General features: G+C 59.0%; 23 protein-coding genes. 5 read left to right on the forward strand and 18 right to left on the reverse strand.

The features are described from left to right. Window positions 1-36: 36 nt before the first annotated feature. Window positions 37-402 carry a hypothetical protein gene (locus tag SPL01S_RS16400; protein ID WP_063201271.1) on the reverse strand — a complete coding sequence of 122 codons (366 nt, stop codon included), beginning with the start codon at window positions 400-402 and terminating at the stop codon, window positions 37-39. Window positions 403-701: 299 nt separating this feature from the next. On the opposite strand from SPL01S_RS16400, the gene flk reads away from it, so the two are divergent. Continuing rightward, window positions 702-1733: a flagella biosynthesis regulator Flk gene (flk, locus tag SPL01S_RS16405; RefSeq protein ID WP_062868122.1), complete on the forward strand. Its 1032-nt coding sequence runs from the start codon at window positions 702-704 to the stop codon at window positions 1731-1733. 4 nt (window positions 1734-1737) lie between these two features. Here the strand turns inward: flk and SPL01S_RS16410 are convergent, their stop codons facing one another. Then, window positions 1738-2193, reverse strand: a complete 456-nt coding sequence (locus SPL01S_RS16410) for a rhodanese-like domain-containing protein (protein WP_063201276.1) — start codon at window positions 2191-2193, stop codon at window positions 1738-1740. Window positions 2194-2285: 92 nt separating this feature from the next. Here SPL01S_RS16410 and pdxR point away from each other — a divergent pair, with 92 nt between their 5' ends. Continuing rightward, window positions 2286-3719: a MocR-like pyridoxine biosynthesis transcription factor PdxR gene (pdxR, locus tag SPL01S_RS16415; protein WP_373282285.1), complete on the forward strand. Its 1434-nt coding sequence runs from the start codon at window positions 2286-2288 to the stop codon at window positions 3717-3719. Here the strand turns inward: pdxR and SPL01S_RS16420 are convergent. Next, window positions 3706-4893, reverse strand: a complete 1188-nt coding sequence (locus SPL01S_RS16420) for an MFS transporter (protein ID WP_063201282.1) — start codon at window positions 4891-4893, stop codon at window positions 3706-3708. The two genes, pdxR and SPL01S_RS16420, sit on opposite strands and share 14 nt — an antisense overlap. Before the next feature lie 199 nt (window positions 4894-5092). Continuing rightward, window positions 5093-5989, reverse strand: a complete 897-nt coding sequence (locus tag SPL01S_RS16425) for an endonuclease/exonuclease/phosphatase family protein (RefSeq protein ID WP_063201285.1) — start codon at window positions 5987-5989, stop codon at window positions 5093-5095. A 216-nt stretch (window positions 5990-6205) separates the two neighbouring features. On the opposite strand from SPL01S_RS16425, the gene pepT reads away from it, so the two are divergent. Then, a complete protein-coding gene (gene pepT, locus SPL01S_RS16430; protein ID WP_063201288.1) occupies window positions 6206-7438 on the forward strand; it encodes a peptidase T in 1233 nt (410 codons plus the stop codon). 35 nt (window positions 7439-7473) lie between these two features. Here pepT and SPL01S_RS16435 read toward each other — a convergent pair whose 3' ends face one another. Further along, window positions 7474-8586, reverse strand: coding sequence for an SLC13 family permease (locus tag SPL01S_RS16435; protein ID WP_062869704.1), 1113 nt, complete (start codon window positions 8584-8586; stop codon window positions 7474-7476). 155 nt (window positions 8587-8741) lie between these two features. Between SPL01S_RS16435 and apbE the strand changes: the two genes are divergently transcribed. Further along, window positions 8742-9773, forward strand: a complete 1032-nt coding sequence (apbE, locus tag SPL01S_RS16440) for an FAD:protein FMN transferase ApbE (protein ID WP_063201290.1) — start codon at window positions 8742-8744, stop codon at window positions 9771-9773. 46 nt (window positions 9774-9819) lie between these two features. Here apbE and SPL01S_RS16445 read toward each other — a convergent pair whose 3' ends face one another. The 7 genes from SPL01S_RS16445 to fabB form a co-directional block, all read right to left on the reverse strand. Further along, entirely contained in the window at window positions 9820-12939 is a 3120-nt protein-coding gene (locus SPL01S_RS16445) for an efflux RND transporter permease subunit (RefSeq protein WP_020439507.1), read from the reverse strand. Continuing rightward, window positions 12936-14390: an efflux RND transporter periplasmic adaptor subunit gene (locus SPL01S_RS16450; protein ID WP_063201292.1), complete on the reverse strand. Its 1455-nt coding sequence runs from the start codon at window positions 14388-14390 to the stop codon at window positions 12936-12938. Before SPL01S_RS16450 ends, SPL01S_RS16445 begins: the two co-directional genes overlap by 4 nt. Further along, on the reverse strand, window positions 14387-15646 hold the full coding sequence (locus SPL01S_RS16455) for a TolC family protein (protein WP_063201294.1): 1260 nt from the start codon (window positions 15644-15646) through the stop codon (window positions 14387-14389). The genes SPL01S_RS16450 and SPL01S_RS16455 overlap by 4 nt, the downstream gene beginning before the upstream one ends. 10 nt (window positions 15647-15656) lie before the next feature. Next, on the reverse strand, window positions 15657-15980 hold the full coding sequence (locus SPL01S_RS16460; RefSeq protein WP_006326952.1) for a copper-binding protein: 324 nt from the start codon (window positions 15978-15980) through the stop codon (window positions 15657-15659). Window positions 15981-16048: 68 nt separating this feature from the next. Next, on the reverse strand, window positions 16049-16471 hold the full coding sequence (locus SPL01S_RS16465) for a hypothetical protein (RefSeq protein ID WP_063201297.1): 423 nt from the start codon (window positions 16469-16471) through the stop codon (window positions 16049-16051). A gap of 203 nt (window positions 16472-16674) precedes the next feature. Continuing rightward, on the reverse strand, window positions 16675-16896 hold the full coding sequence (locus SPL01S_RS16470; protein WP_004947462.1) for a putative periplasmic lipoprotein: 222 nt from the start codon (window positions 16894-16896) through the stop codon (window positions 16675-16677). A gap of 205 nt (window positions 16897-17101) precedes the next feature. After that, on the reverse strand, window positions 17102-18316 hold the full coding sequence (gene fabB, locus SPL01S_RS16475; RefSeq protein WP_062868132.1) for a beta-ketoacyl-ACP synthase I: 1215 nt from the start codon (window positions 18314-18316) through the stop codon (window positions 17102-17104). 170 nt (window positions 18317-18486) lie between these two features. On the opposite strand from fabB, the gene mnmC reads away from it, so the two are divergent. After that, the gene (gene mnmC / locus SPL01S_RS16480; RefSeq protein ID WP_063201299.1) at window positions 18487-20508 is read left to right on the forward strand and encodes a bifunctional tRNA (5-methylaminomethyl-2-thiouridine)(34)-methyltransferase MnmC2/FAD-dependent 5-carboxymethylaminomethyl-2-thiouridine(34) oxidoreductase MnmC1; all 2022 of its coding nucleotides are present in this window, start codon (window positions 18487-18489) and stop codon (window positions 20506-20508) included. 43 nt (window positions 20509-20551) lie between these two features. Here the strand turns inward: mnmC and SPL01S_RS16485 are convergent, their stop codons facing one another. The 6 genes from SPL01S_RS16485 to prmB form a co-directional block, all read right to left on the reverse strand. Beyond that, window positions 20552-20833: a YfcL family protein gene (locus SPL01S_RS16485; RefSeq protein ID WP_013813937.1), complete on the reverse strand. Its 282-nt coding sequence runs from the start codon at window positions 20831-20833 to the stop codon at window positions 20552-20554. Window positions 20834-20865: 32 nt separating this feature from the next. Then, window positions 20866-21423, reverse strand: a complete 558-nt coding sequence (locus tag SPL01S_RS16490) for an elongation factor P hydroxylase (protein ID WP_062868134.1) — start codon at window positions 21421-21423, stop codon at window positions 20866-20868. Window positions 21424-21489: 66 nt separating this feature from the next. Beyond that, window positions 21490-22290 (reverse strand): sulfite exporter TauE/SafE family protein, encoded by an 801-nt coding sequence (locus SPL01S_RS16495; RefSeq protein WP_062868135.1) that lies wholly within the window; start codon window positions 22288-22290, stop codon window positions 21490-21492. Window positions 22291-22293: 3 nt separating this feature from the next. Next, the gene (gene mepA, locus SPL01S_RS16500; RefSeq protein WP_063201301.1) at window positions 22294-23121 is read right to left on the reverse strand and encodes a penicillin-insensitive murein endopeptidase; all 828 of its coding nucleotides are present in this window, start codon (window positions 23119-23121) and stop codon (window positions 22294-22296) included. A 5-nt stretch (window positions 23122-23126) separates the two neighbouring features. Then, entirely contained in the window at window positions 23127-24212 is a 1086-nt protein-coding gene (aroC, locus tag SPL01S_RS16505) for a chorismate synthase (RefSeq protein ID WP_062868136.1), read from the reverse strand. A gap of 61 nt (window positions 24213-24273) precedes the next feature. Further along, entirely contained in the window at window positions 24274-25206 is a 933-nt protein-coding gene (prmB, locus tag SPL01S_RS16510; RefSeq protein ID WP_006326964.1) for a 50S ribosomal protein L3 N(5)-glutamine methyltransferase, read from the reverse strand. Window positions 25207-25333 lie beyond the last annotated feature (127 nt).

The following is a 25333-nucleotide window of genomic DNA, read 5'->3' on the forward strand; positions in this document are numbered from 1 at the left end:
AAATGAGTCAATCACCAAAAAGGACGGGCGATTAACTCATTCACGGAATACGCATAATCGGAGGTGTACCCTGAGGGTCGTGGGAGAAATCACTCTGGGAGGGGGAATACGCAGACGCGCGGCCACGGTGGGTGCCAGCAGCACCAACAGCAGGCCGAGACCGAACAGCAGGGTTTCGAACATCACCGGCGGCGCGGCCAACAGGGACTTGGCGCTCAGTTCGCAGGGCTTGGGCTGAAGTGCAGCGTCGTCATCGGTAACGAAGGTTGCGGCACCGGCAACGGGCAGGCCCATCGCCTGCTGCAACGCATGCAGGCCCGCCATGCGTTGAGTCATGCAGGTCAGCACCACCAGGCAAGCCAGGCATAAAAACCATTTCGCAATCCGCTGCTGTTTAACCATGCTGCCCTCAATGCCAAGTCTGGGCTTATCTTAGCGGCGCAGACGTGATTAGCAATCATTTTGCCTGTAAAGAAATGTCTGAGGGCGGTATTGGTAGCGGCCATTTACAGGTATCATGGAGGCACACCTGCGCTTTTCGCCGGGTACGACGATTTTTCTCTCCCCAAAGTAATTGGGGTTGCGGCAAGGCGGCAAGCAAGTGAATCCCGATGACTCAGTAAGTGATTCGGGTGAGATTGCACAGTCAACGCAGCTGCAACCTCAAGTAAGAAGGGGATACACAGCGAAGGACTGGTGATATGCAACCTTTGAGTGGACCGGGCACCCCGATCGCCAGCGATCGCCCTCCGAACCCGGGCAAAACCACAACCACCGACGACAGCCCGCTCTCTCCGGCGCAACGCACTACGCTGGAGAAGTTGATCGTTAAGATCATGGCGCTCAGCCCGGCCAAGTCCGCAGAAATCTGGGCCACGCTGCGTCACGATCTCGGGGCAGACCATAATAGCAGCGAACTGCTCGCTCGCCATTTCCAGCCGGCCGAGCAACTGTTGCAAAACCGCCTGAACCAGGTGCAGCAAAGCCATGCCAGCCGCCAGCTGCTTCAGCAACTCACCGAACTGTTGCCGCAGGGCAATAACCGCCAGGCCGTCAGCGATTTTATTCGCCAGCAGTTTGGCCACACGGTGCTGAGCCAATTGAGCCATCCGCAATTGCAGCAAGTGTTGAACCTGTTGCAGACCGGCAGCCTGGCCATTCCTCATCCGCAGCAGACCGCCACCAGCGATCGCCCGTTACTGCCTGCCGAGCACCAAAACCTGCAACAGCAGGTGACCAAACTCAGCGCCGCTACCGGCGAGTCGCCGATCAAGATCTGGCAGACGCTGTTTGATCTGGCCGGGGTAAAAACCAACGACCCGCTACCGGCTCGCCATTTCCAACTGCTAAACCAGTTTTTGCAGGTCAAAGTGGCGCTTAGTCCGCAGTCCGCACCGACGCTGAACAGCCTGTTGGCCGTACTTAAACAACCGGCCGACCCACAGGAACAACAACAGTTGAATGACTACTGCCAGTCGCGTTTCAACTGCAACGCCAGTGCACCGCTCACCCACCCGCAGATGAGCGATGCCATCAACCAGCTGTTTGCCCGCCGTCTTGAAAAAACCGGCCCCACTCAGCCGATCGCCGGCGGCCCTGCCGAACCGCAGCCGTTGCTCAATCCGTTAATCGCCGCGCTGCCCCAACCGCTGCAAAAGGCGCTGAACAAGCCGGCAGTGGCGTTTATCCTGCTGATTCTGGTACTGGCGGTGGTCTTGGCGCTGGTGTTTTAACCCATCAGGCACAACCGCAGTCTTCCCCTGCTGCAGTGCCCCGCAGCGAACCCGGATGCTCACCGGTGGCCAATGGATGGCCATCGCGTTTCCAGAAATCCAGCCCGCCAATCAGCTCCTTCACTCTGAATCCCAGTTGCGCCAGCTTGTATGCCCCCTTGGTTGAGCCGTTGCAGCCGATGCCGTCGCAATAGGTGACATAGACTTTATTGCGATCCAGATGCGCCGTGCCGGCCTCGTCCATCAGCCGATGCGGCAAACTGATAGCACCGGGAATATGCCCGGCCGCATACAAGGCTTGCGCGCGAGTATCTATCACCAGGATCTCGCTGACGCCGTTGCGCAGATCTTCCGCCACATCCCATGCGTCCGCGTAATAACTCAATTTCGCCGCCAGATAATCCAGGCTTTGCGTCGCCGGCCCAGGGGGAAATGCCAAAACCAATGAAGATGCCGCCATAAAATTCACTCCTGTGGATGAGACTGATGACAATATTGCCTGATTTTGGTCTTATGATTGATACCCATTCTTGCCACAAGACAAGACCCATTATGACCCGTGCACTAATCTCGCTTTTCCAACGGCCGGAACAGGACGCAGGCACCTTGCGTGAACGCGTTTGCGGCACGCTGCGCCGCGCTATTCATAACGGAACGCTGAGCCGTGGGCAGCGGTTACCCTCATCACGGGTTCTGGCCGGGGATTTAGGCGTCTCGCGGGTGACCGCCGAGGCGGCGTACAGCCAGCTGGAGGCCGAGGGATATCTGCAGCGGCGGGTTGGCCAGGGCACCTTTGTGGCGATAGACATAGTGAAGTCCCCTTCAGCCCGCAAAATCACGGGCGAGCCTCGCTTGTCATCACGTGGCCGGCAGATCGTGCAAACCGGTGGCTGCCGCGATCCACAACAACCGCTGCCGTTTGCCGCCGGCTCACCGGATCTGCGTGCCTTCCCGTTAAAGCTGTGGAAGCAGCTCACCGCTCAGCAATTGCGCCTGCGGGGAGAAAACCTGATGCGCTATGGCGACCCTCAGGGTTACCTGCCGCTGCGTGAGGCCATTGCCGGTTACGTTAGCCAGGCGCGCGGGGTCAACTGCGACGCGCAACAGGTCGTGGTGCTGACCAGTTCACAACAGGCGCTACAGCTGATCGCCGCCCTGCTATTGGACAGCGGCGACAAGGTATGGATGGAAGACCCCGGTTATGCCGGTGCCAGAAACGCCTTTACCAGCGCAGGTGCAGAGCTGGTACCGATCAGCGTGGACGACGCCGGTATGCAACCACATGAGCAGTTACCCAGGCCGCAGTTGATTTACCTGACGCCCTCGCACCACTATCCCACCGGCGTGGCACTGAGCCTGGCACGGCGACTCCAACTGTTGGCGTTGGCCCAGCGGCAGCGAGCATGGATTATTGAAGACGATTACGACAGTGAATTTCACTATGACGGTCAGCCGATGCCGGCGATGCAGGGGCTGGATCGCCAGGGCAACGTACTGTATTTAGGCACCTTTTCCAAAGCGCTTTTCCCTTCTCTGCGGCTGGCCTATCTGGTGGTGCCGCCCGCCCTGGTGGAACCTTTTACCACCGCACGTACGGTTTACGACGGCCACAGCGCCCAACTGATGCAGGCGGTCACCGCCGAATTCATCCATCAAGGGCATTTTGCCGCCCACATCCGCTACATGCGCCAGCTGTACCGCAGCCGTCGTGACCACTTGCTGCAGGAAGTGCAGGAAAAGCTTGGGCATTATGCCACCCCACAGCAGGCAGGTGGCGGGTTGCAACTCAGCGTCTGGTTGCCGCCGGGCCAGGAAATCGCCCTCACCCGCCAGGCGCAGCAGTTGGGCGTGATCACGCCTGGGCTGGCGCCACAGTATCAAACGGCGCAGGCGCGACGCGACGGCTGGCTGTTGGGTTTCGCCGCCCTGACACCGGGGGAGATCCGTGCCGGCGTCGAACGGCTGGCCCGGATTATTCCCGCTTAGCGTTGCTGCGCGCAAACAACAGCGTGAAAGCCACGCCGGTCAACGCACACACCACCCCGGCCATAAATACCGAGGAATAGCCCAGCGACGTGGCCAACAGCCCGGTCAATGGGCCGGTAATGGCGTAAGAGACATCCTGAAACGCCGAGTAACTGCCGACGGCCGTGCCGCGCACCTGCGGCGGCACGCGTTTCACCACCTCCACGCCCAGTGCGGGGAAGATCAATGAGCAACCTAAACCGGTGAATGCCGCCCCAACCAACGCCATCAGCGGCGTGGCGGCCGAGAACAGCAGCAGCAGGCCAAAGGCCTCAATCAGCAATGAAACCAGCGCCACGCGGATGCCGCCGAACTTGTCGGGATAATGGCCAAACAGCAGGCGCATCACCACAAATGCCACGCCGAACATCGTCAGCGCCAGGCCGGCATGCCCCCAGCCATTCGCGGTAAAATACAGCGACACAAAGGTGCCAATCACGGCAAAACCCACGCCCTGCAATGCCAGCGCTACGCCCGGTTGCCAAATACTGCCCACCATTTTCCACAGCGAAGGACGTTCACCGTGCGTTGGCGCCACCGCCGCGACACGCATATTTAGCAGCATGGCGATCAGCGGCAGCAGCAAAGTAGACACGCCTAACGCCACAAAACCCCAGTGCTGATGCAACATCAGGCCGACAGGCGCGCCTGCCGCCAGCGAGCCGTAGATCGCCATGCCGGTCCAGGACATTACCTTGCCGGAGCGGGCGGCCCCCACCAGACCAAAACCCCAGGTCAGGGTGCCGGTCAGCAGCAGGCTTTCGCCGTAGCCTAAAATCAGGCGTCCGAGGATCAGCAGGGCGAATTTGATCTCTGGTGCCGCCGGTAGCAGCGCTGACGCCAGATAGGCGACGCCGGCCAGCGAACAGGCAATCATCCCCTGTCGCGCCGAGCGTTTGCCGCCAAAGCGGTCAGCCAGCCGACCGGCGTAACCGCGGGTCAGTACCGTCGCCAGAAACTGAATACCCACCGCGACGCCCACCATCAGGTTGCTCATGCCCAGTTCAAAATGCACGTACAGCGGGATCACCGGCAACGGCAAAGCTACAGTCAGATAGGTGAGAAAGATCGCGCAGGTCAGCGAAAGCAGCGCTTTGTTAGCGGAAGGCTCCGCATGTGAAATCGTAGATGACATAGATTGCTCACTCAAAAGGGGAAATACAGAGAGAGCCAGATGACCCCAACGCTCTCTTCTCTCGTTGCCAAAGGCAACAAGAACGAGCGCGTTGGATTACGTGAACGCCTACGCAACCCAGAACCCTGGGTTGTATCGCCAGATAGTAACCAGCGGGCTTTGCGGCTGTCAATCGCCAACCCGCGTTTACTCGGGCCCTTTACTGCTCGATCAGCCGCAGCTCGGCTACCACCGGCAGGTGATCGCTGACCGCAGGCCAGTGAATGCCATTCCAGTCGCCGCTGGCGTTAGGCACCGTCAGGCTGTCGAGATGCCAGCGTTGGGCATTGCCGCTAAAGATATAATCGACTTTGATTTCCGCATTTTCCGCCGGCCAGCTTCGGCCATCTTGCGCCGCGGGCATAATGTCGTTCCAGTAACGGCTCAGTTCGGTCCAGGTGACGCTGCCCGGCACGTCGTTCATATCGCCGAACAGCAGCTTGATGCCGCGTATTTCAATGGTGCGATCGTTTAATTCACGCACCTGATCCAGGCGCATGGCCGGGTCTTCCTTGGTGTCCAGATGGGTATTGATCAAAGTGATCGGCACCGGAAACTCGGGCACGTCGGTCTGGGCGCTAAAGGCAATGCGCTGTTCACGCTGGCCGGAAGGCAGCGGATAAATCTTGCTGTCATGCAAGGGGTATTTCGACAGAAACGCCAGGCCATATTCACCGCCGTCAAAGTCTATCGCCCGACCAAAGGCTACGTGCATGCCGGTCAGCTTGGCCAATTCCTCCGCCTGATCGAGTTTCCCGCTGCGGCCGGTGAGCTTATCCACTTCCTGCAGCGCCACCACGTCGACGTTCATCGCCTTGATCGCCTTGGCGATGGCGGTCATGTCGCTGACCTTGCCGGCGGCAATATTGAAGCTGGCGATGCGGATCTTCGGCGCCTGCTCCAGATCATAGGTTTTGTTCTTCAGGCCGCCGAGTGCGCTGGCCACTTCGCGGCTGTTGACGTTACTGTTGGCATTACCGGCAGCGGTGGATGACCAGGCGGCATGAGACATTCCCAGGGATAACAGAGTAATAAGCAAAGCATTACGTGAGCGCATCGGTTCTCCTTTAACGATCAGATTTATTGTTGGGGCACCCTTTCCCCCACAGCTAACAACGATTCTGCCGCAGATACCTGCGACTATTTCCTAGTTGCGCCGCTATTTTTTTATTCTGCGCGGCGTCTCGCATTCCGACAGCGAAAGCATTGCAGCAATGGACAACCGGCTGATTTAGCATTAAAACCGATAGACAGCTTATCGAGAGGAACCCGCATGACCAGCGCCATTGCCGAACAGCTTACCGAACGTTTCTTTCGTTATCTGGCGGTCACCAGCCAGAGCGATGCCGCCGTCAACGCCCTGCCCAGCACGCCCGGCCAGCATGATATGGCAAAGTTGCTGGCAGCCGAGTTGCGCCAACTGGGGCTGAAGGACGTGCAAATCGACGAGCATGCCACCGTGACCGCCCGCAAACCCGGCAACCAACCCGGTGCGCCGCGCATCGGTTTTATTACCCATATCGATACCGTCGACGTCGGCCTGTCGGCGCATATACATCCTCAGCGCCTGCACTTTAGCGGCCAGGATCTCTGCCTGAACGCGGAGCACGACATTTGGCTGCGCACCGCCGAACATCCGGAGATCCAGGCCTATCCGAACGAAGACATTATTTTCAGCGACGGCACCAGCGTGCTCGGCGCCGATAACAAGGCGGCGGTTACTGTCGTGATGACATTGCTGGCTAACCTGAGCGCCACAGACCGCCACGGCGACATTGTGGTGGCCTTTGTGCCGGATGAAGAGATCGGCCTGCGCGGTGCCAAAGCGCTGGATTTGGCGCGCTTTGACGTAGATTTCGCCTACACCATCGACTGCTGTGAACTGGGCGAAGTGGTTTATGAAAACTTCAATGCGGCGGCGGCGGAGATCCGTATCGAGGGCGTGACTGCGCACCCGATGTCGGCGAAGAACGTGCTGATCAACCCGATTCGCATCGCCACCGACATCATCAATCAGTTCGATATCCTGGATACCCCGGAACATACCGAGGGGCGCGAAGGCTATTTCTGGTTCAACGACATCACCGCCAACGCCAATCTCGCCACGCTAAAAGTGTCGATTCGCGATTTCGATCTGGTCGCTTTCAATGCGCGGAAAGCGCGTATTCAGGAGGTGGTGCGGCAGGTGGCGGCGAACTACCCGCGCGCCAGGGTGAGCTGCAGCGTTACGGATATCTACAGCAATATCAGCAATTCAATCGGTGAAGACAAGCGCGCCATCGAACTGATTTTCGGCGCCCTCGCCGCACACGGCATTCCGCCGAAGGTGATCCCGATGCGCGGCGGCACTGACGGTGCAGCGCTGTCCAGCCGTGGCGTGGTGACGCCGAACTACTTCACCGGCGCGCACAATTTCCATTCGCGTTTCGAGTTTCTGCCGATCAGTTCCTTTGTGAAATCTTATCAGGTGACCCGCAGCATTTGTTTGCTGGCGGCGCGTGGTTAGAAAAGCGTTGGCCGCGCAGCAAAGCGCGGCCGGTGTCAGGCCAATAGCCAGCCGAGCAGCGCACCCCAGGCCAGCAATGGCAGCGAGTAGTAATGGAATTTCAGCCAGATCTTGCGCTCCCCCGCCATGCGCAGCGCAATCAGGTTCGCCAGCGAGCCAATCGCCAGCCCAAAGCCCCCGGCGTTCACCGCATAGGCCACCAGTTGGCTGGAAGGCACGTAGTTGAGCAGCAAAATGGTCGCCGGCACATTGCTGATGATCTGCGACAGCCCAATCCCCAATGCGTAAATGCCGCCGTCACCAAGCCGGGCGATATCGGCGAACCAGGGCTGAATCGCCTGCAATTGGGTAAACAAGCCGACGTCGATAAACATGGCGATAAAGACAAAAATCAGGCTCCAGTCGATCTGCAACAGCACCCGGCGCGCCAATAGCAAGAAACCGGCAAACACCGCCAACAAGCCGTACAGCGGCAAGCCGACATCCAGACACAGCAGAAAAATTGCGTACAGTGCCACGCAGCTCAGCAACAGCGGCCGCTGATAGGGATAGCCCTCAGTATGCGGTGCCTTTACGATATCCCGCGCCGGGAAGCTGAACCAGGTCAGGGCCAGCAGGCTGACCATCATCGCCGCGCCAAAGGGTGCCATCTGAATGATAAACCCCAGGAAAGAGAGCGACGACTTGCTCCACAGCAGAATGTTTTGCGGATTGCCGATCGGCGTTAACAGCGAGCCGGCGTTGACCGCCAGCGCCTGGAAGATAATCAGCCGACTGATCGGCAGCGAGGAAAGTTTTTTTAGCGTGATGGTCAACGGGATGGCGATAAACAGCGCCACGTCATTGGTCAGGAACGAAGACAGCAGCGCGGCGGAAAACACCAAAAACAGCGCCAGCCACCGTTCACTGCGCAACGTGTTAATGATTTTACGGCCAACAAAATCAAAATAGCCGCTGACCTCAACGCCCTTGGTCAACAGCATCAGCCCCAGCAGGGTAATAATGGTGCGCCAGTCGATAAAACCGGCTAGTGCGGGTAACTGCTGCGGGTTTAGGGCGGCCATCACCACACCGGCCAACAGCAGGATATGCAGGAAACGATCTTTCAGGAACGGTTGGATCAGCCGGGCAGCGGCGTTTGAACTCATGGTCATCGCTTCAAAAATCAATCTGGAATCAGGAGCCAGACGTTAGCCGAAGCGCGACGTCAACGCCAGCAAAATGCTATTTTACCTTTCTGCGCTTTTCATTTACCGCGCTTTACTTTATTTGTAGCGCCTTTCTACGTTTCTAAGGATTTTTCATGGTCAACGCTATCGCCAAAGGGCTGTTGCTGAGCACCGCGCTCAGCCTGCTTGCCGCCTGTAACGATCAGGAAACCCGTTCGCAGATCGACCTCGAAGGCAAAACCATGGGCACCTTCTACAGCGTCAAAATCAGCGGTGACATCAAGATCAGCAAACCGTTGCTGCAACAGCAGGTCGACGCCTTGCTCGAACAGGCCAACGATGATATTTCCACCTACCGCCCCGCGTCGGTGCTGTCGCGCTTCAATCAATCGCACAGTACCGACCCGCAACCCATCCCGCGCGGGATGGCGGATATTATCCTGACGGCCCAGCGCATCGGCCGCGATACGCAGGGTGCGATGGATATTACCGTCGGCCCACTGGTGAATCTGTGGGGTTTTGGCCCGGACAAACGCGCCGTCAAGGTACCGGAGCAGCAGCAGATTGAAGCCGCGCAAAAAAATATTGGCCTGCAGCATCTCAAATTGCTCAGCGACAGCCGTGGGGAGTGGCTGCAGAAAGATCTGCCGAACATGTATGTCGATCTCTCGACCCTGGGTGAAGGCTACGGCGTTGACCAGCTGGTTAAACTGATGGCGCGCAACGGTATCACCAACTATCTGGTGTCGGTCGGCGGCGCGGTGTCCTCACGCGGCGTCAACGGCCAGGGCAAGCCGTGGCGGGTGGCGATCCAAAAACCGACCGACAGGGAAAATGCGGTGCAGGCGCTGGTCGATCTGCAAGGCTACGGCATCAGTACCGCCGGCAGCTATCGCAACTACTTCGAACAGAATGGCCAGCGCTATTCGCACGTTATCGATCCCGTTACCGGCCGGCCCATCACCCACCGGCTGGTCTCCGCCACGGTGATAGCGTCAACCACGCTGGAAGCGGACGGCTGGGATACCGGGTTGATGGTGCTGGGGACGGAAAAAGCGCTGAAGCTGGCGGAGGAAAAAGGGCTGGCGGTGTACCTGATCAGCAAAACCGATGAAGGTTTCAGCGCCGTGATGACGCCGCAGTTCAAAGCGTTTCTGGCGAAGTAGTCTTCGTTTCGTAAAAGCGGGACGCAGCACACTGCGCCCCGCGCCATCATCCTTTGCGATGCAACAATAAGTAGACCACCGGGACGACCAGCATCGACAACAACGGTGCACTGAGCATCCCGCCAATCATCGGGGCCGCAATGCGGCGCATTACTTCAGAGCCTGCGCCGTTGCCCCACATGATCGGTAATAGCCCAGCCATGATGGTGGCGACGGTCATCACTTTTGGCCGCACCCGTAATACCGCCCCCTCGGCGATGGCGTCCATCAGCTGTTTTCGGGTGAGCGGTTGCCCCGGCTGGCGGTGTTTTTCCAGCGCATGATTCAGGTACAGCACCATGATCACGCCAAATTCCGCCGCCACCCCCGCCAGTGCAATAAAGCCCACCGCCCCGGCCACCGAAAGGTTGTAGTTCAGCAGATACAGCAGCCACACGCCGCCTATGAGCGCAAACGGCAGCGTCGCCATGATCAACAGCGCATCACGCACGCTGCTGAAGGTAACAAACAGCAGCACGAAAATGATCGCCAACGTCACCGGCAGTACGATTTTCAATTGGGCGCTGGCACGTTCCAGATACTCAAACTGCCCGGACCAGCTCAACGACACGCCCGCCGGCAACTTAACCTGCTGCGCGACCGCCCGTTGCATCTCTTCCACCGCCGATTTGAGATCCCGTCCGCGCAGATCGACATAAATCCAGTTGGAGAGCCGCGCGTTTTCACTTTTCAGCATCGGTGGTCCTTCCGTGACACTAATGTCCGCCAACATCGACAATGGCACCTGACCACCGCCGGCGGTCAACACCGGCAACGCCTGCAGTTGCTGCACCGAATCACGCACCTCACGCGGGTAGCGCACATTGATCGGATAACGCGCCCGGCCTTCGACGGTTTCGCCAATGTTTTCCCCCCCCACCAAGGTCGCCACCATGGATTGCAGCTCTTTCACCGAAACGCCGTAGCGTGCGGCGCGTTGGCGATCGATATCAATGTCCACGTAGCGGCCGCCGGTAATGCGCTCCGCCAGCGCCGAGGTGACACCCGGCACCTGTTTTACCACCTGCTCAATCTGCCCGGAAATCCGCTCGATGTCGGCCATGTTATTGCCATTCACCTTGATGCCAACCGGGCTTTTTATCCCGGTGGCCAACATGTCCAACCGATTACGGATCGGCGGAACCCAAACATTGGCAATGCCCGGCACCTTGACCACCGCGTCCAGCTCCGCCACCAATTTGTCCATGGTCATACCCGGCCGCCACTGGTCGCGCGGCTTGAAGCGAAGGGTGGTTTCCAGCATGGTCAACGGCGCGGGATCGGTCGCGCTCTCCGCCCGCCCCGCCTTGCCGAATACCGTCGCCACTTCCGGCACGGTTTTGATCAGCCGGTCGGTCAGTTGCAGCAACCTGCTCGCCTCACGCGCCGACATGCCCGGTAATGACGATGGCATATAAAGCAGATCGCCTTCATCAAGCTGCGGCATAAACTCGCTGCCCAATCGGCTAAGCGGATATGCCGTCAACAACAGCAATAAGCACGAAACCCCGAGCGTAGTTTTCGGCCGCGCCAACACCGCCGCCAACACCGGTTGGTACAGGCGGATCAGCCAGCGGTTAATCGGGTTGGCATGCTCGTCGGGAATACGGCCACGAATAAAGTAGCCCATCAGCACCGGCACCAGCGTAATGCCCAGGCCAGCGGCCACCGCCATGGCGTAGGTTTTGGTATAAGCCAGCGGGGAGAACATCCGCCCTTCCTGCGCCTGCAGGGTGAACACCGGAATGAAGGACAGCGTGATAATCAGCAAACTGCAAAACAGCGCCGGCCCTACTTCCACCGCCGCCTGCTCTGAAATGCGCCAATAATCCGTTGACGTCGGCTGCTGCCCGGGATGGCGTTGCCGCCACTGCTCCAGCACCTTATGCATGTTCTCAATCATGACGATCGCCGCGTCTACCATGGCACCAATCGCGATAGCTATCCCGCCCAGCGACATGATATTGGCGTTGACGCCCTGATAATGCATGACCACAAAAGCACCCAGAATGCCCAGCGGCAGCGTGATCATCGCCACCAGCGCCGAGCGGAAATGGAACAGGAACAGCGTGCACACCAAGGCCACCACGATAAACTCCTCAAGGAGCTTGTGGGACAAGGTTTCAATCGCGTGTTCAATCAGTTGGGAGCGGTCGTACACTGTCACAATTTCCACACCGGGCGGCAAGGTCTGCTGAACTTCCTGCAGCTTCACCTTCAGCGCGTTAATGGTCTCCAGCGCATTTTTACCGTAGCGCATCACTACGATGCCGCCCGCCACTTCGCCCTCGCCATTCAGCTCAGCCACACCACGGCGGATCTCCGGCCCTTCGCGCAACGTCGCCACTTGCGAAAGCAGGATCGGCACGCCGTCACGCACGGTAATCACCACGTTGGCAAAGTCACTCCGCTTTTTCAGGTAGCCCGAGGTCCGCACCATATATTCCGCTTCCCCCATCTCCAGCACTGCGCCGCCGCCTTCCTGGTTGGCATCCTGAATGGCACTCACCACCTGTTGATGCGTGATATTCAGCGCGCGCAGGCTTGGCGGGTCCAGTACCACCTGATACTGACGAACCATACCGCCGACGCTGGCCACTTCAGCCACGTTAGGGACGGTTTTCAGTTCAAATTTCAGCGTCCAGTCTTGTAGCGCGCGCAAGTCGGCCAGGCTATGTTTCCCGCTTTTATCCACCAGAGCATATTCGTAAACCCAGCCGACACCGGTGGCGTCCGGCCCCAGAGCCACCTTCACCTGCGCCGGCAGCGAGGATTGCACCTGGCTCAGCGCCTCCAACACCCGCGAGCGTGCCCAGTAAAGATCGGTGCCATCCTCAAACAGCACGTAGACGTAAGCGTCGCCAAACATGGAAAAACCACGCACCGTTTTGGCTCCCGGCACCGTAAGTAGCGTGGTGGTCAGCGGATAGGTAACCTGATCTTCAATCACTTGCGGTGCCTTACCGGGGTAAGAGGCACGGACAATCACCTGTACGTCAGACAGGTCCGGCAATGCATCCAGCGGCGCTTTCTGCAATGCCCAAACGCCCCATCCAGCCAACAACACCGAAGCCAGCAGCACCAATAGCCGGTTGCGCAACGACCAACGGATCACGAAAGCAATCATAAATGGCCCCCATGCGCAGCGCCCGTCAGCACAATCTGACTGATATGCGAACCTTGGTCATCAACGGTAAAATCGATTTTCACCCTGTCGCCAGGCTTGATGCCGGCCGGCAACCCCGCCGACGGCAGGGCAAAATCCATGGTCATCGCCGGCCACTGCAGCTCCGGCACGGGGCCGTGGGAGAGCGTTATGGCGCTCTCGCTTACGGCATCGACCACCCCCTCGGCCTGGTACTGTTTCAGCTCAGTTTGCGCCGCCATCTGCGGCAGGGCGCTGCGCATGTTGGCTTCGGAGTCGATCAGGAACTGGCCGGAGGTCACCACTTGTTGTCCGACGCTCAGCCCGCGTTTGATTTCCACCCAGCCATCCTGTGCACGCCCGGCCACCACCTCAACCGGCGTGAAATGCCCATTGCCTTCGGCGAGCAACACCCTATTGCGATCGCCGCTGCCGATCAGCGCCTCCTGCGGTATCGCCAACACCGGCTGACCGAGGGTACTGTGCGACAGCGTGAGTTGCAGGTACATGCCCGGCCGAAGTTTTTGCTGAGGATTTTTCAGCAGGATGCGCGCTTTGAAGGTTCGGGTCAGCGGATCGACATTGGCCAGCAGTTCGCTCACCTCGCCTTCAAATCTTTCACCAGGCCAACTGACGGAGGCGGCCTGCACCTTATCGCCTACTTTCAGCAATCCGGCCTGCGCCTGCGGATAATCAGCAACGATCCACACCGGATCAAGGCTGGCTATCTCAAACAGCCCCTGCGCGGCGGTGACCTGAGCGCCTTCCAGAATGCTGAGCTTATTCACAAACCCATTTCCCGGTGCCGTGATCTTGACGCGCGGCTCGGGTTTACCCGTGCGCTCCACCTGCCGAATCACCCCCTCGGGCATAAACAGCAGCTGCAACCGCTGGCGTGCGGCGGCGCTTAACGCGGTGTCTCCCAGTTGGCGTACCGCCAGATACTCCTGCTGCGCCGCACTCCAGTCGGGGATCCACAGCTGCGCCAAGGCTTCGCCCTTTTTCACCTGTTGCTGGCTGGCACGCACGTAGAGTTTTTCCACCAGCCCGTTGGCGCGGGCAGCGATAATCTGAACTCCACGTTCATCGGTCGCGACGCTGCCGAAAGCGCTCAGTTGCGGCTCCAGTTGGCGCAATTGCGCAGCTTCGGTGCGAACGCCCAGGTTCTGCTGTTGGCGGGCGCTGATGGTCACGCCGCCCTCGGGCTCTGCCTCATCGGCATAGCGCGGCACCAGTTGCATATCCATAAAAGGCGATTTACCCGGTTTGTCAAAACGCTGTCCCGGCATCATCGGGTCGTACCAATAAAGCACCTGTCGCTCACTCTTGGCGGCCGGCGCGGGCGCGTCTCCCCCCGCTGCGCCAAACCAGTATCCCGCCAGCCCACTGCCGATCAGCGCCGCTAACAGCGCCAGCTTGAATTGTATTTTCATTGCATCGATTCCTGAGGGGTGAGATAGCGAATGGCGGCCCAAATCTGCGCCAGTTCCCTGGCGGCCTTACCGGCGCTGAGGCGGCTGTCGAGCAGCGCCCGCCGAGCTTCCAGCACCGCAGACAGGTCGTTTTTACCGCTGCGATATTGCGCTAACAACAGGCTCACTCGCTGTTGCTGCAGGGGAATGACCTGACGTTGCTGGCGCTGCCACTGCGCCTGCGCTGCCTGATACTGCGCCAACAGCGTATCGAGTTGTGCCTGATGGTCACGGATCAACAGCGTCAACCGATCGTTGGCCTCCATGCTGCGGGAAACATCGGCGGCATAGTCCTTGTCCTGCCGCTGTGCGCGGAACAACGGCAAATCGACGGTAAACATCACCCCGGCCAGATCCTCGTAATCGTCGGCACGCTTGCCGTAATACACCTCAACACCGACATCCGGTATTGCCGCCACCGCTGATTGAGCCGAGCGCGCTTTGGCAACGTCAGCCTCGCGGCTGGCTTGCAGCACTTCGGGATGCTGCCTGATGGCCTGCCGCAATACGTCGCTGTCGGCCGGTAAACGCTCAAAGCGCGGCATCGCCCCGGCAGTATCCGTTGCAGACAGGCCGGTCAGTTGCGCCAGGCGTGCCTGCGCGACAGCAACGTCACGCTGCGCCTCGCTGATGCGATCCTGCATGCTCAGCAGCGTCAGCCTGGCGTCCAGTACGCCGCTCGCAGGCGTTCCACCGCCGGCCACGGCAGCATGCTGAGTGGCGATCTGACGTTCACTCTCCGCCACCAGCGCTGAGGCATCACTCAAGGTTTGTCGGCTCAACGCCAGCGCCAGCCACGCCTGCGCAGTTTGTTGCTGTAGACGAGCGCGAATGGTGGCGCTACCTGCATCTGTCTGGCTGGCTTCGGCACGCAGGGTGTCCGCTTTACGCTGACGTTTGGTGCCACTGACGTAATCCTGCATGATGCCGATTCGCCCCATGGTCATGCCTTCGCGGGTAAAACGCTGGGCGTTACCGCCCTGCACCGGCACATTTTCAATACCGAACTTCAGCTTGGGATCGGGCAACTGCATCGCCGAATCCGCCATGTTCTGCAAGGCGTTCACCTGATGCCGATTGGCGGACAGTTCCGCAGAATAACCTTCCGCCGCCGTCAGCGACTGCTGTAAGGTCAGTTCCGCCGCCTGAGAGACCGGTGCCCAACAGGCGAGCAGCAGCCAGCCCACCCGTAGAGGGTGAGAAATGATAATGGTCATGGTGCCTCCGTTATTGCCGAGCGGCAGCGACAGCGATCAGCCGGTAACCGCCGTCGATCGGCAGGAAGCTGAAGTCAACCGCGGTACCCACCGGCAATGCGGCGAAGGAAGGTGCTGGAGGGAGCAGGAAACTCATGGTCATTGGCGGCCAATCAAGCGCAGGAATGGCCTGGTGAGCGATGGACACCTTCCGCACATCCCAGGCTTTGATGATGCCCTGACTGTGGATTTCGACGGTCGGTTTGGCGGCAGGATCCTGCATCGCCCTATCGGCAGCACTGGCGGTAAAGGCAAAAAACAGGGTGAACACTACGGCGACAAATACATTACGCATAACGGGTACTCCATAAAATAGTTAACAAACGCGGAAAACCGTCGGGGACGGCAAAGCGGTTGTCAGAGCTATTCACGGAACCGGCAGAAAACAATCTCTGCCGGCGGGCCTGTTATTGGCGGCGTTTGCCAGGTATTGGACGAGGTAGAACGTGACGGGAAAGGCGTAATGACGGCCAATTCGCCGCTGGTGGGCAAAGCAGCTAACGTCAGGTTGGTGTGATCCTGTTGGGCTGACTCAGGTACGCAGTGTTTCTCGCATAGCGGCTCTTGGGCCTGTATCTGCTGCTGCGACGGCACGCTGTTTTGCATATGCATCATATGCTGTGCCATCGGCGCTTCGCCGCTGAACTGCAGGTTGCAGTTATGGCTGGCCAGCGCCAGCTGGGTATTCAACAACAGCCAGCTGACGACCCATAACCATGCACAGGCCCGCTTTTTAGCGAAGCGCAGACGGTGCATGGATAAGGATATGGACGTCAAAGCCGACATCAGATCATTCCAACGGATGAGATAGCGGGAGTATATCGACCCAGGGCAGGCGCAGGAATGGAATTTACACCCGCTGACAAAGCGGTATCCGTCAGCGAACCAGAAATAAAAATACCATGACTTCAATCAACTGGCGGCTCATCGCCCAAAGAAAAAGCCCAGCAATGGCTGAGCTTTTGGCGGGGACATTCACCGACAGACGATTATTTGGTTAACGCGATAATACCCAGCGTCAGGCCGGCAACCGCCGCCGCACCGCCGGCGATAGCGCCCGCGGTTTCCCAATTATCCTGCGTCGTGCCCTTCATGCAGGTGTTGGTGTGCACCAAACGCCCCTGATCGTCATAAACCGGGACACAAGGTGACTCAGTCGCGCACCCCGCCAGAAACACTGACAGCAACCCAACCGCAATTAACTTTTTCATACTCATGCCTCAAGGTTCGATCACTCTGAAAACGCTACGCCGAGTGATAATCGCGTTATCGGGCTATTGTATGCGTAAAAGGCTGAACGAGGCGTTAATGATCCGTCAAAAGATGTAATTTGGGATAACTCTGAACGGGCAGCGACAGGCAGTAAAAAGCCCGCTGCGAAGCGGGCTTGATCAACTGGCATGGATTACGGCTAAATTACTTTTGCAGCTTACGCATGACCAGCGTGGCGTTGGTGCCGCCGAAACCGAAGCTGTTGGACATCACGGTGGTCAGCTCGCGTTTGGTCGGCTGAGTCACGATGTTCATGCCAGCGGCTTTCTCATCCAGATTATCGATGTTGATGCTCGGCGCGATAAAGCCGTGCTCAACCATCAGCAGGCTGTAGATCGCTTCCTGCACGCCCGCGGCGCCCAGAGAGTGACCGGTCATGGCCTTGGTGGAAGAGATGGCCGGAGTGTTGTCGCCAAACACTTCACGGATTGCGCCCAGCTCTTTCACGTCGCCCACCGGCGTGGAGGTGCCGTGCACGTTCATGTAATCGATTGGGGTATCAACGCCTTGCAGCGCCATCTTCATGCAGCGCACTGCGCCTTCGCCCGAAGGCGCTACCATGTCAGCACCGTCGGAAGTCGCACCGTAGCCGATGATTTCCGCATAGATGTGCGCGCCGCGCGCCAGAGCGTGTTCCAGCTCTTCAACCACCACCATACCGCCGCCACCGGCGATGACGAAACCGTCACGCGCAGAGTCGTAAGTACGGGAAGCTTTTTCAGGGGTTTCATTGTAGCTGGTGGACAGTGCGCCCATCGCATCGAACTCACAGGCCATTTCCCAGCACAGTTCTTCACCGCCGCCGGCAAAGACCACGTCCTGCTTGCCCAGTTGGATCAATTCCACCGCGTGACCGATGCAGTGTGCAGAGGTTGCGCAGGCAGAGCTGATGGAGTAGTTAACGCCACGAATTTTGAACGGGGTTGCCAGGCAAGCGGAAACGCCTGAAGCCATGGCCTTGGTCACCATATAAGGACCAACGCCGCGCAGGCCTTTGGCGCGCATGCCGTCGGAACCGGCAACCTGGTTGCGCGGAGAGCCGCCACCAGAGCCAACCACCAGACCGGTGCGATCGTTGGAAACCTGATCGGCAGCCAGGCCGGAATCCTTGATAGCTTCTTCCATGGAAAGATAGGCATAAACGGACGCGTCGCTCATAAAACGCATCACTTTACGGTCGATCAGACCGGTAGTGTCCAGTTTAACATCGCCCCATACGTGACTACGCATGCCGGAATCTTTCAGCTCCTGGGAGAAAGTGATCCCAGAACGTCCTTCCTGCAGGCTCGCCAGGACCTCCTGCTGGTTGTTACCAATGCTGGAGACGATTCCCAGGCCAGTAATCACTGCACGTTTCATTCAGTACCTCTTCCACAATTTTACATTCGGGATTTTGCATCGCACTTTAGCGTACAGATGTACGCCGAACAAGTCCGATCAGCGTTTTTCAGCTTTATTCTTATCCAGTTTGCGCCATTTCGCCAGCCCCGTTAGAATCCCGTCACCCCTTGAGTTACGAGCAACTAACCGTGAGCCACGCCCCGATCCAAACCGCAGCGTTATCCTGGAACGAACAGGGTACACCTGTTTCGAAACAGTTTGATGACGTCTACTTTTCTAATCAGGATGGGCTGGAAGAAACCCGTTACGTATTTCTCAAGGGCAACCGGCTACCGCAGCGTTTTAGCGAGCACCCGCGCCCGCTGTTTATCGTCGCGGAAACCGGCTTTGGCACCGGGCTCAACTTTTTAACCCTGTGGCAGGCGTTTGCCGGTTTTCGTGCTGCAATGCAAGATGCCCCGCTGCAACGGTTGCATTTCATCAGTTTTGAAAAATTCCCGCTGTTGCACGCCGATCTGGCGGCCGCGCACGCACGCTGGCCGGAACTGGCCCCCTATGCCGATGAGCTCCGCGCTCAGTGGCCGCTGCCGTTGCCGGGCTGCCACCGCCTGCTGCTGGCTCAGGGCCGCATTACGCTGGATCTGTGGTTCGGCGACGTCAACGCGCTGCTGCCGCACTTTGACCCCAGCATGAATCACCAGGTCGACGCCTGGTTCCTCGATGGTTTTGCGCCGGCGAAAAACCCGGATATGTGGACTGAGCAGCTGTTCGCCGCCATGGCGCGTTTCGCCCGGCCGGGAGGTACCTTAGCCACTTTTACCGCAGCAGGTTTTGTACGGCGTGGGTTGCAACAGGCGGGTTTTGAGGTAGCAAAGAGCAAAGGTTTCGGTCAGAAACGCGAAATGCTGATCGGCGAGTTACCCGCCCATGCACCGGCCTTGCCGCATCCCGCGCCCTGGTTCCTGCGCCCGGCGGCGGAAAACACTGACGATATCGCCATCATCGGCGGCGGCATCGCCAGCGCGCTTACCGCCCTCGCCCTGCTGCGCCGTGGCGCGAAGGTAACGCTGTACTGCGCCGATCCGCAACCGGCCGAAGGCGCATCGGGCAACCGTCAGGGTGCGCTCTATCCGTTGCTGAACGGCCGCGGTGACGCGCTGGAAACCTTTTTCAGCGCCGCCTTCCCGTTTGCCCGCCGCCAGTACGATGCGCTGTTGCAACAAGACGTGGCATTCGATCATCAATGGTGCGGCGTCAGCCAGTTGGCCTTTGATGAGAAGAGTGCCGGGAAAATTGCCAATATAGTGGCGGTTGAATGGCCTTCGGCGCTGGCGGCACCGGCCGATCGCGCCACGCTCAGCGCGCTGTGCGGCGTAGACAGCGGTTTTGGCGGCGTCAGCTACCCGCAAGGCGGTTGGCTATGCCCGGCTGAACTGACGCAGGGAGCCATTGCGTTGGCGCAACGTCAGGGGATGCATTGCCATTACGAGTACAACCTAAACAACCTCATACACACAGACGGCAATTGGCAGCTCGGCTTCGGCAATGGCGAAACCCGCAGGCATGCCACGGTGATCCTGGCCAATGGCCATCGCCTTTCCGAGCTGGCGCAAAGTGAAGCGCTGCCGGTGTACGCGGTACGCGGCCAGGTTTCCCATATTCCTACCACCCCGGCGCTGAGCGAATTGAAGCAGGTGCTGTGCTACGACGGCTACCTGACGCCGGTCAATGCTCATAATCAACAGCACTGTATCGGCGCCAGTTACCAGCGCGGCGATACCGCCACTGAATACCGCGAGGAAGAGCAGCAGGATAACCGAGCGCGTCTGTTGCGCTGCCTGCCGGAACAAGCATGGCCACGAGAGGTGGACGTCAGCGCGCACCATGCCCGCTGCGGCGTGCGCAGCGCTACCCGCGATCACCTGCCGATGATTGGCGCAGTGCCGGACTATCAGGCCACGCTGACGCAGTATCAGGATTTGCAACGCCGCCGTCAGCTTGGTGAAACCGTGGCGGACGCCCCGCTTTATCTCAACCTGTTTGTTCTTGGCGCACTGGGTTCACGCGGGCTGTGTTCGGCACCGCTGGCGGCAGAGATCCTGGCGGCGCAGCTGTTTGGCGAACCCTTGCCGGGCGACGCGGAGATGCTGGCGGCGTTGAATCCGAACCGGATGTGGGTGAGAAAATTGCTAAAGGGGCGTGCGGTTTAATGCAGAAGTTGCAGGGCGCTTTTGAAGCGCCCTGTGATGGGCATCAGGCGGTCGGCAGTGCGGTCTGGTACAGATTTTCCCACATGCCGCGCACCAAAATCTGGTCCGGCGGCGACAACTCACCGGCGGTGATGGCTTTGTGCAGACTGTTTTCCACCCGCGCTTTCAGCGCTTCGGCGGTGTGCTCGCCGTGCTCTTCCGCCTCTGCCACCGCCAGCGTCAGATGACCGCGCAGGTAGCCACCGGCAAACAGTTCATCATCGCTGGCGTGCTCTACCATGTCATCAATCAGCGCCAGAATGCGCGCTTCAAATTCTGCGATCATCAAATTTCCTCTTTAAATAGCAAGCTGTGGCGTTAACAGAAATCTTCCGGATAGGGAAAATGCCCGGCGGCCAGCGGGGGCGTATTGTAGAACGATTGTAACGCCTGAATAAAGCGCGCGGGTCTTGTGGGTATTCCCTGTTCCAGCAGTGACAGCACCCGGTCGCGCACCTTGCGCTGGAAGGCGATACGATCCGGCTCGCAGTCGCCGTTGAGATTATCGCAGCTGACGTTAAACGGGAAACCGGCGGCCATGCAAAACATCCACTCCAGCGCCTGCGGTTTGATTTCTACCGCTTCGAATTCGCTTTGCGTTTGCGCATCGCGCCCATCCGGGCAATACCAGTAGCCGAAATCCACCAATTTGCGGCGTTCTTCACCGGCAATGCACCAGTGCGAGATCTCATGCAGGCCGCTGGCGTAAAAGCCATGGGCAAAAACGATGCGGTGGTACGGCAGTTCATCGTCGGCCGGCAGGTAAATCGGCTCATCATCGCCCTTGACCAACCGCGTGTTGTAGTCTTCGCTAAAGCATTGATTAAATATATCAATCAGCTGCTCGTATTGATGGGTAGTCTGTGTGTCTGACATAAATAAAAACTCTATAACCACAAAAATAAAGTGGTAATTATTCCACTTTAGCGATCTTCCGGCATGCTAAATATGCAGCGCCAGCCACTGCTGAATTTCCGCGCCGTGGTTGTCGTACAACAGTTTGCAACTCATCACCAGCGAGACGATGACGATCATGGGCCGAATCAGCTTCTGCCCGCGGGTCATCACCATATGTGCGCCCAGACGCGCACCGAGCACCTGCCCTACCAGCATCACCAGGCCAATGCCCCACACCACTTTGCCGCCGATGATAAAAAACGTCAGGCCGCCAACGTTGGAGGTGAAGTTCAGCACCTTGGCGTGCGCGGTGGATTTGGCCAGATTGAAGCCGCACAAGGTCACGTAGGCCAACGCATAGAACGAACCGGCGCCGGGGCCGAAGAAGCCGTCATAAAAACCGACGCAGCCACCGGCCACCAACCCGAACGGCAACGCGCTCAGGCGGCGCTGACGATCGCTTTCCCCCAGACGCGGGGTCAGCAAAAAGTACAGACCTATGCCAATCACCAGCAGCGGCAGCATTTGTCGCAGCAGATCGGCGCGCATATGCTGCACCAGAATCGCCCCGGCGATGGAGCCGATCAGCGCCAGCAGGATCGTCAGTTTCTGATCGTTAAGATCCACCGCCCGCCGGCGGATAAAGTACAGGCTGGCGGAAAACGAACCGCCCACCGACTGCAACTTGTTGGTTGCCAGCGCCTGCGCCGGGGAAACCCCCACCGCCAGCAGCGCCGGCACGGTCAGCAGGCCGCCGCCTCCGGCAATGGAATCGATAAAACCCGCCAGCAACGCCACCACGAACAAAACCCCGAGCATCTCGGGGCCAACGACGAACCAATCCATTTATTATTCCGCTGCGAAATGGTTATCCAACAAAGCCTGACAGGAAGGTGGCAATGGCGGTGGGACCGGCTTGCCCGGTTTGGCGCTGGGTTGATGCGGCACGAACCAGCTCGCCAGCTCCGCCCCACAACCATCGCCCGGCGGCGGGGTATCTTGTTCTTGACACTCCAGGCTGCCTGCCGGACAACGCAGACGCACGTGCATGTGCGCGCGGTGGCCGAACCACGGCCGCACCTTGTGCAACCAGTCGCGGTCGGCGCCGGCATCCAGACACAGGCGTTGCTTGATCGCCGGGTTGACGAAGATGCGCGTCACTTCCGCATCCTGCGCCGCCATTTTGATCAGAGATTCAATCTGCGGTTGCCACTGACGCGCCACGACCTGTTTGCCGTCGCCGGAAACCAGATCGATCGGCTGCGGTTTTAGCAGTTGCTGCGCGCTCCAGCGCTGGCGCGGCAGTTGCAGCCAGATGTCGACATCCAACCCGGACTGATGGCTGGCGTGACCGCTGCTAAAGCGCCCGCCGGCCGGCATCGCCATATCACCGATCAGCACCGTGCCCAGCGCTTTTTGGTTGGCTTTGCTGCTCAGGCGCTGAATGAACGCCAGCAGATCGGGGTGACCGAAATAGCGGCGCTGATCGGGGCGCATCACCTGATAATCCGGTGAGTTCAGCGGCAACGGCTGGGCACCGACGATACAACCATTGGCAAAACCGCCAATCGCCTGTGGCGCACCGGCCACCGGATGATCGATTTTCTGCCACGGCGTCAACGCCATGACAGAACCTGACGCCATCAGGGCAACGATGCCTAACATCCAGTTTTTCATCGCAATTACCAGCGCGGAACGTTAGAAACCACATCACCGTTTTGCGCACGCTGGCGCAGCAGGTGATCCATCAGCACAATCGCCATCATCGCTTCGGCGATCGGAACCGCGCGAATGCCTACGCAGGGATCGTGACGGCCACGGGTAACCATTTCTACCGCTTCGCCCTGGCGATTGATGGTACGGCCCGGCACCATGATGCTGGAGGTCGGTTTCAACGCCAGATGAGCGACCACCGGTTGGCCGCTGCTGATACCGCCGAGAATGCCGCCCGCATGGTTGCTCTGGAAACCTTCAGGCGTGATTTCGTCGCGATTTTCGCTGCCGCGCTTGGTCACCACGGCAAAACCGTCGCCGATTTCCACGCCTTTTACCGCGTTGATGCTCATTAACGCATGCGCCAGATCGGCGTCCAGGCGGTCAAACACCGGTTCACCGAGGCCCACCGGCACATTTTCGGCAACTACGCTGACCTTGGCGCCGATCGAGTCACCCTCTTTTTTCAGCGCGCGCATCAGTTCGTCCAGCGCTTCCAGTTTGTCCGGATCCGGGCAGAAGAACGGGTTCTGTTCGACCTGATCCCAATCTTTCAGTTCACAGACCACGTCGCCGATCTGCGCCAGATAGCCGCGCACCTGGACGCCGAATTTCTGTTGCAGGTATTTCTTGGCTATCGCCCCGGCCGCTACGCGCATCGCGGTTTCACGCGCCGAAGAACGGCCGCCGCCACGGTAATCGCGTACGCCGTATTTCTGCTCGTAGGTGTAATCTGCATGGCCCGGACGGAACACGTCTTTGATGGCGCCGTAGTCCTGCGAACGCTGGTCGGTGTTTTCAATCATCAGCCCGATGCTGGTGCCGGTCGTCACGCCTTCGAACACGCCGGAAAGAATGCGCACCTGATCCGGTTCGCGGCGTTGAGTGGTATAGCGCGAAGTCCCCGGACGGCGGCGGTCCAGATCGTGCTGCAAATCGGCTTCGGTAAGCGGAATACCCGGCGGTACACCGTCTACGATACATCCCAGCGCCACACCGTGAGATTCACCAAATGTGGTGACGCGGAAAATTTGCCCAATACTGTTTCCTGCCATCACGGCTCCTTACCGTTAATGATTATCTTTGTGGGCCCGTCAGAACAGGCCCGAAGAAGTCTTAGCTGCGGTAGATGCTGAAGTGTTCTTTGCAATCGACCAGTTGCTGTTTGGTCAGCATGAATACGCCGTCACCGCCGTTGTCAAACTCCAGCCAGGTGAACGGAATATCCGGATATTGTTCCATCAGATGTACCATGCTGTTGCCCACTTCACAAATCAGCACGCCGTCGTCGCTCAGGTAATCCGGCGCGCAGGCCAGAATGCGGCGCACCAGCTTCAGGCCGTCGCTGCCCGCCGCCAGGCCCAGTTCCGGTTCAAAGCGGAACTCCTGCGGCAGATCGGACATGTCTTCCGCATCCACATACGGTGGGTTGGTGACGATCAGATCGTACTGGATCGCGGGAACGTCGCGGAACAGATCGGAACGGATCGGGATAACCTGATGCTCGACGCCATGCGCCTGAATATTGCGCTCGGTCACCGCCAGCACGTCGCTGGAGATATCCACCGCGTCCACTTCCGCTTCCGGGAAAGCGTAACCGCAGGCGATGGCGATGCAGCCGCTGCCGGTGCACATGTCCAGAATGTGGCGCGGTGGGTGCGGGATAAGCGCGCTGAAGTGATCGTTGATCAGTTCGCCAATCGGCGAACGCGGCACCAGCACACGTTCATCGACATAGAACTCCATGCCGCAGAACCAGGCTTTGTTGGTCAGGTAAGCTACCGGGATGCGCTCGTTGACGCGGCGAATCACGCGTTCAACGATGCGATGGCGCTCGCTGGAGGTCAAACGTGCGGTGTGCATGTCCTCTGGAATATCCAGCGGCAGGAACAGGGTTGGCAGCACCAATTGCACCGCTTCGTCCCACGGATTATCAGTTCCGTGACCATAGTAGATATTGGCGGCATTGAAGCGGCTCACCGCCCAGCGCAGCATATCCTGAATGGTGTGCAGTTCATTCACTGCTTCGTCGACGAAAATTTTGTCCAATTTGCCCTCCGGCAGGCACTGTGATTCATGATTTAGCCGCATAGTTTGCCATGAAGCCCGCGACAAATCAGCAGCAATAGTCGCGTTAAGACATTCTCATTTTCATTCGGACGGGAGTTTTGCGTCG

Source organism: Serratia plymuthica NBRC 102599, from assembly GCF_001590925.1.
Lineage (GTDB): Bacteria > Pseudomonadota > Gammaproteobacteria > Enterobacterales > Enterobacteriaceae > Serratia > Serratia plymuthica.

What these genes read in the sequence shown, in the direction of transcription:
- SPL01S_RS16400 (WP_063201271.1), bottom strand. Translation starts at nt 402, where the DNA reads ATGGTTAAACAGCAGCGGATTGCGAAATGGTTTTTATGCCTGGCTTGC.
- flk (WP_062868122.1), top strand. Translation starts at nt 702, where the DNA reads ATGCAACCTTTGAGTGGACCGGGCACCCCGATCGCCAGCGATCGCCCT.
- SPL01S_RS16410 (WP_063201276.1), bottom strand. Translation starts at nt 2,193, where the DNA reads ATGGCGGCATCTTCATTGGTTTTGGCATTTCCCCCTGGGCCGGCGACG.
- pdxR (WP_373282285.1), top strand. Translation starts at nt 2,286, where the DNA reads ATGACCCGTGCACTAATCTCGCTTTTCCAACGGCCGGAACAGGACGCA.
- SPL01S_RS16420 (WP_063201282.1), bottom strand. Translation starts at nt 4,893, where the DNA reads ATGTCATCTACGATTTCACATGCGGAGCCTTCCGCTAACAAAGCGCTG.
- SPL01S_RS16425 (WP_063201285.1), bottom strand. Translation starts at nt 5,989, where the DNA reads ATGCGCTCACGTAATGCTTTGCTTATTACTCTGTTATCCCTGGGAATG.
- pepT (WP_063201288.1), top strand. Translation starts at nt 6,206, where the DNA reads ATGACCAGCGCCATTGCCGAACAGCTTACCGAACGTTTCTTTCGTTAT.
- SPL01S_RS16435 (WP_062869704.1), bottom strand. Translation starts at nt 8,586, where the DNA reads ATGAGTTCAAACGCCGCTGCCCGGCTGATCCAACCGTTCCTGAAAGAT.
- apbE (WP_063201290.1), top strand. Translation starts at nt 8,742, where the DNA reads ATGGTCAACGCTATCGCCAAAGGGCTGTTGCTGAGCACCGCGCTCAGC.
- SPL01S_RS16445 (WP_020439507.1), bottom strand. Translation starts at nt 12,939, where the DNA reads ATGATTGCTTTCGTGATCCGTTGGTCGTTGCGCAACCGGCTATTGGTG.
- SPL01S_RS16450 (WP_063201292.1), bottom strand. Translation starts at nt 14,390, where the DNA reads ATGAAAATACAATTCAAGCTGGCGCTGTTAGCGGCGCTGATCGGCAGT.
- SPL01S_RS16455 (WP_063201294.1), bottom strand. Translation starts at nt 15,646, where the DNA reads ATGACCATTATCATTTCTCACCCTCTACGGGTGGGCTGGCTGCTGCTC.
- SPL01S_RS16460 (WP_006326952.1), bottom strand. Translation starts at nt 15,980, where the DNA reads ATGCGTAATGTATTTGTCGCCGTAGTGTTCACCCTGTTTTTTGCCTTT.
- SPL01S_RS16465 (WP_063201297.1), bottom strand. Translation starts at nt 16,471, where the DNA reads ATGTCGGCTTTGACGTCCATATCCTTATCCATGCACCGTCTGCGCTTC.
- SPL01S_RS16470 (WP_004947462.1), bottom strand. Translation starts at nt 16,896, where the DNA reads ATGAAAAAGTTAATTGCGGTTGGGTTGCTGTCAGTGTTTCTGGCGGGG.
- fabB (WP_062868132.1), bottom strand. Translation starts at nt 18,316, where the DNA reads ATGAAACGTGCAGTGATTACTGGCCTGGGAATCGTCTCCAGCATTGGT.
- SPL01S_RS16485 (WP_013813937.1), bottom strand. Translation starts at nt 20,833, where the DNA reads ATGATCGCAGAATTTGAAGCGCGCATTCTGGCGCTGATTGATGACATG.
- SPL01S_RS16490 (WP_062868134.1), bottom strand. Translation starts at nt 21,423, where the DNA reads ATGTCAGACACACAGACTACCCATCAATACGAGCAGCTGATTGATATA.
- SPL01S_RS16495 (WP_062868135.1), bottom strand. Translation starts at nt 22,290, where the DNA reads ATGGATTGGTTCGTCGTTGGCCCCGAGATGCTCGGGGTTTTGTTCGTG.
- mepA (WP_063201301.1), bottom strand. Translation starts at nt 23,121, where the DNA reads ATGAAAAACTGGATGTTAGGCATCGTTGCCCTGATGGCGTCAGGTTCT.
- aroC (WP_062868136.1), bottom strand. Translation starts at nt 24,212, where the DNA reads ATGGCAGGAAACAGTATTGGGCAAATTTTCCGCGTCACCACATTTGGT.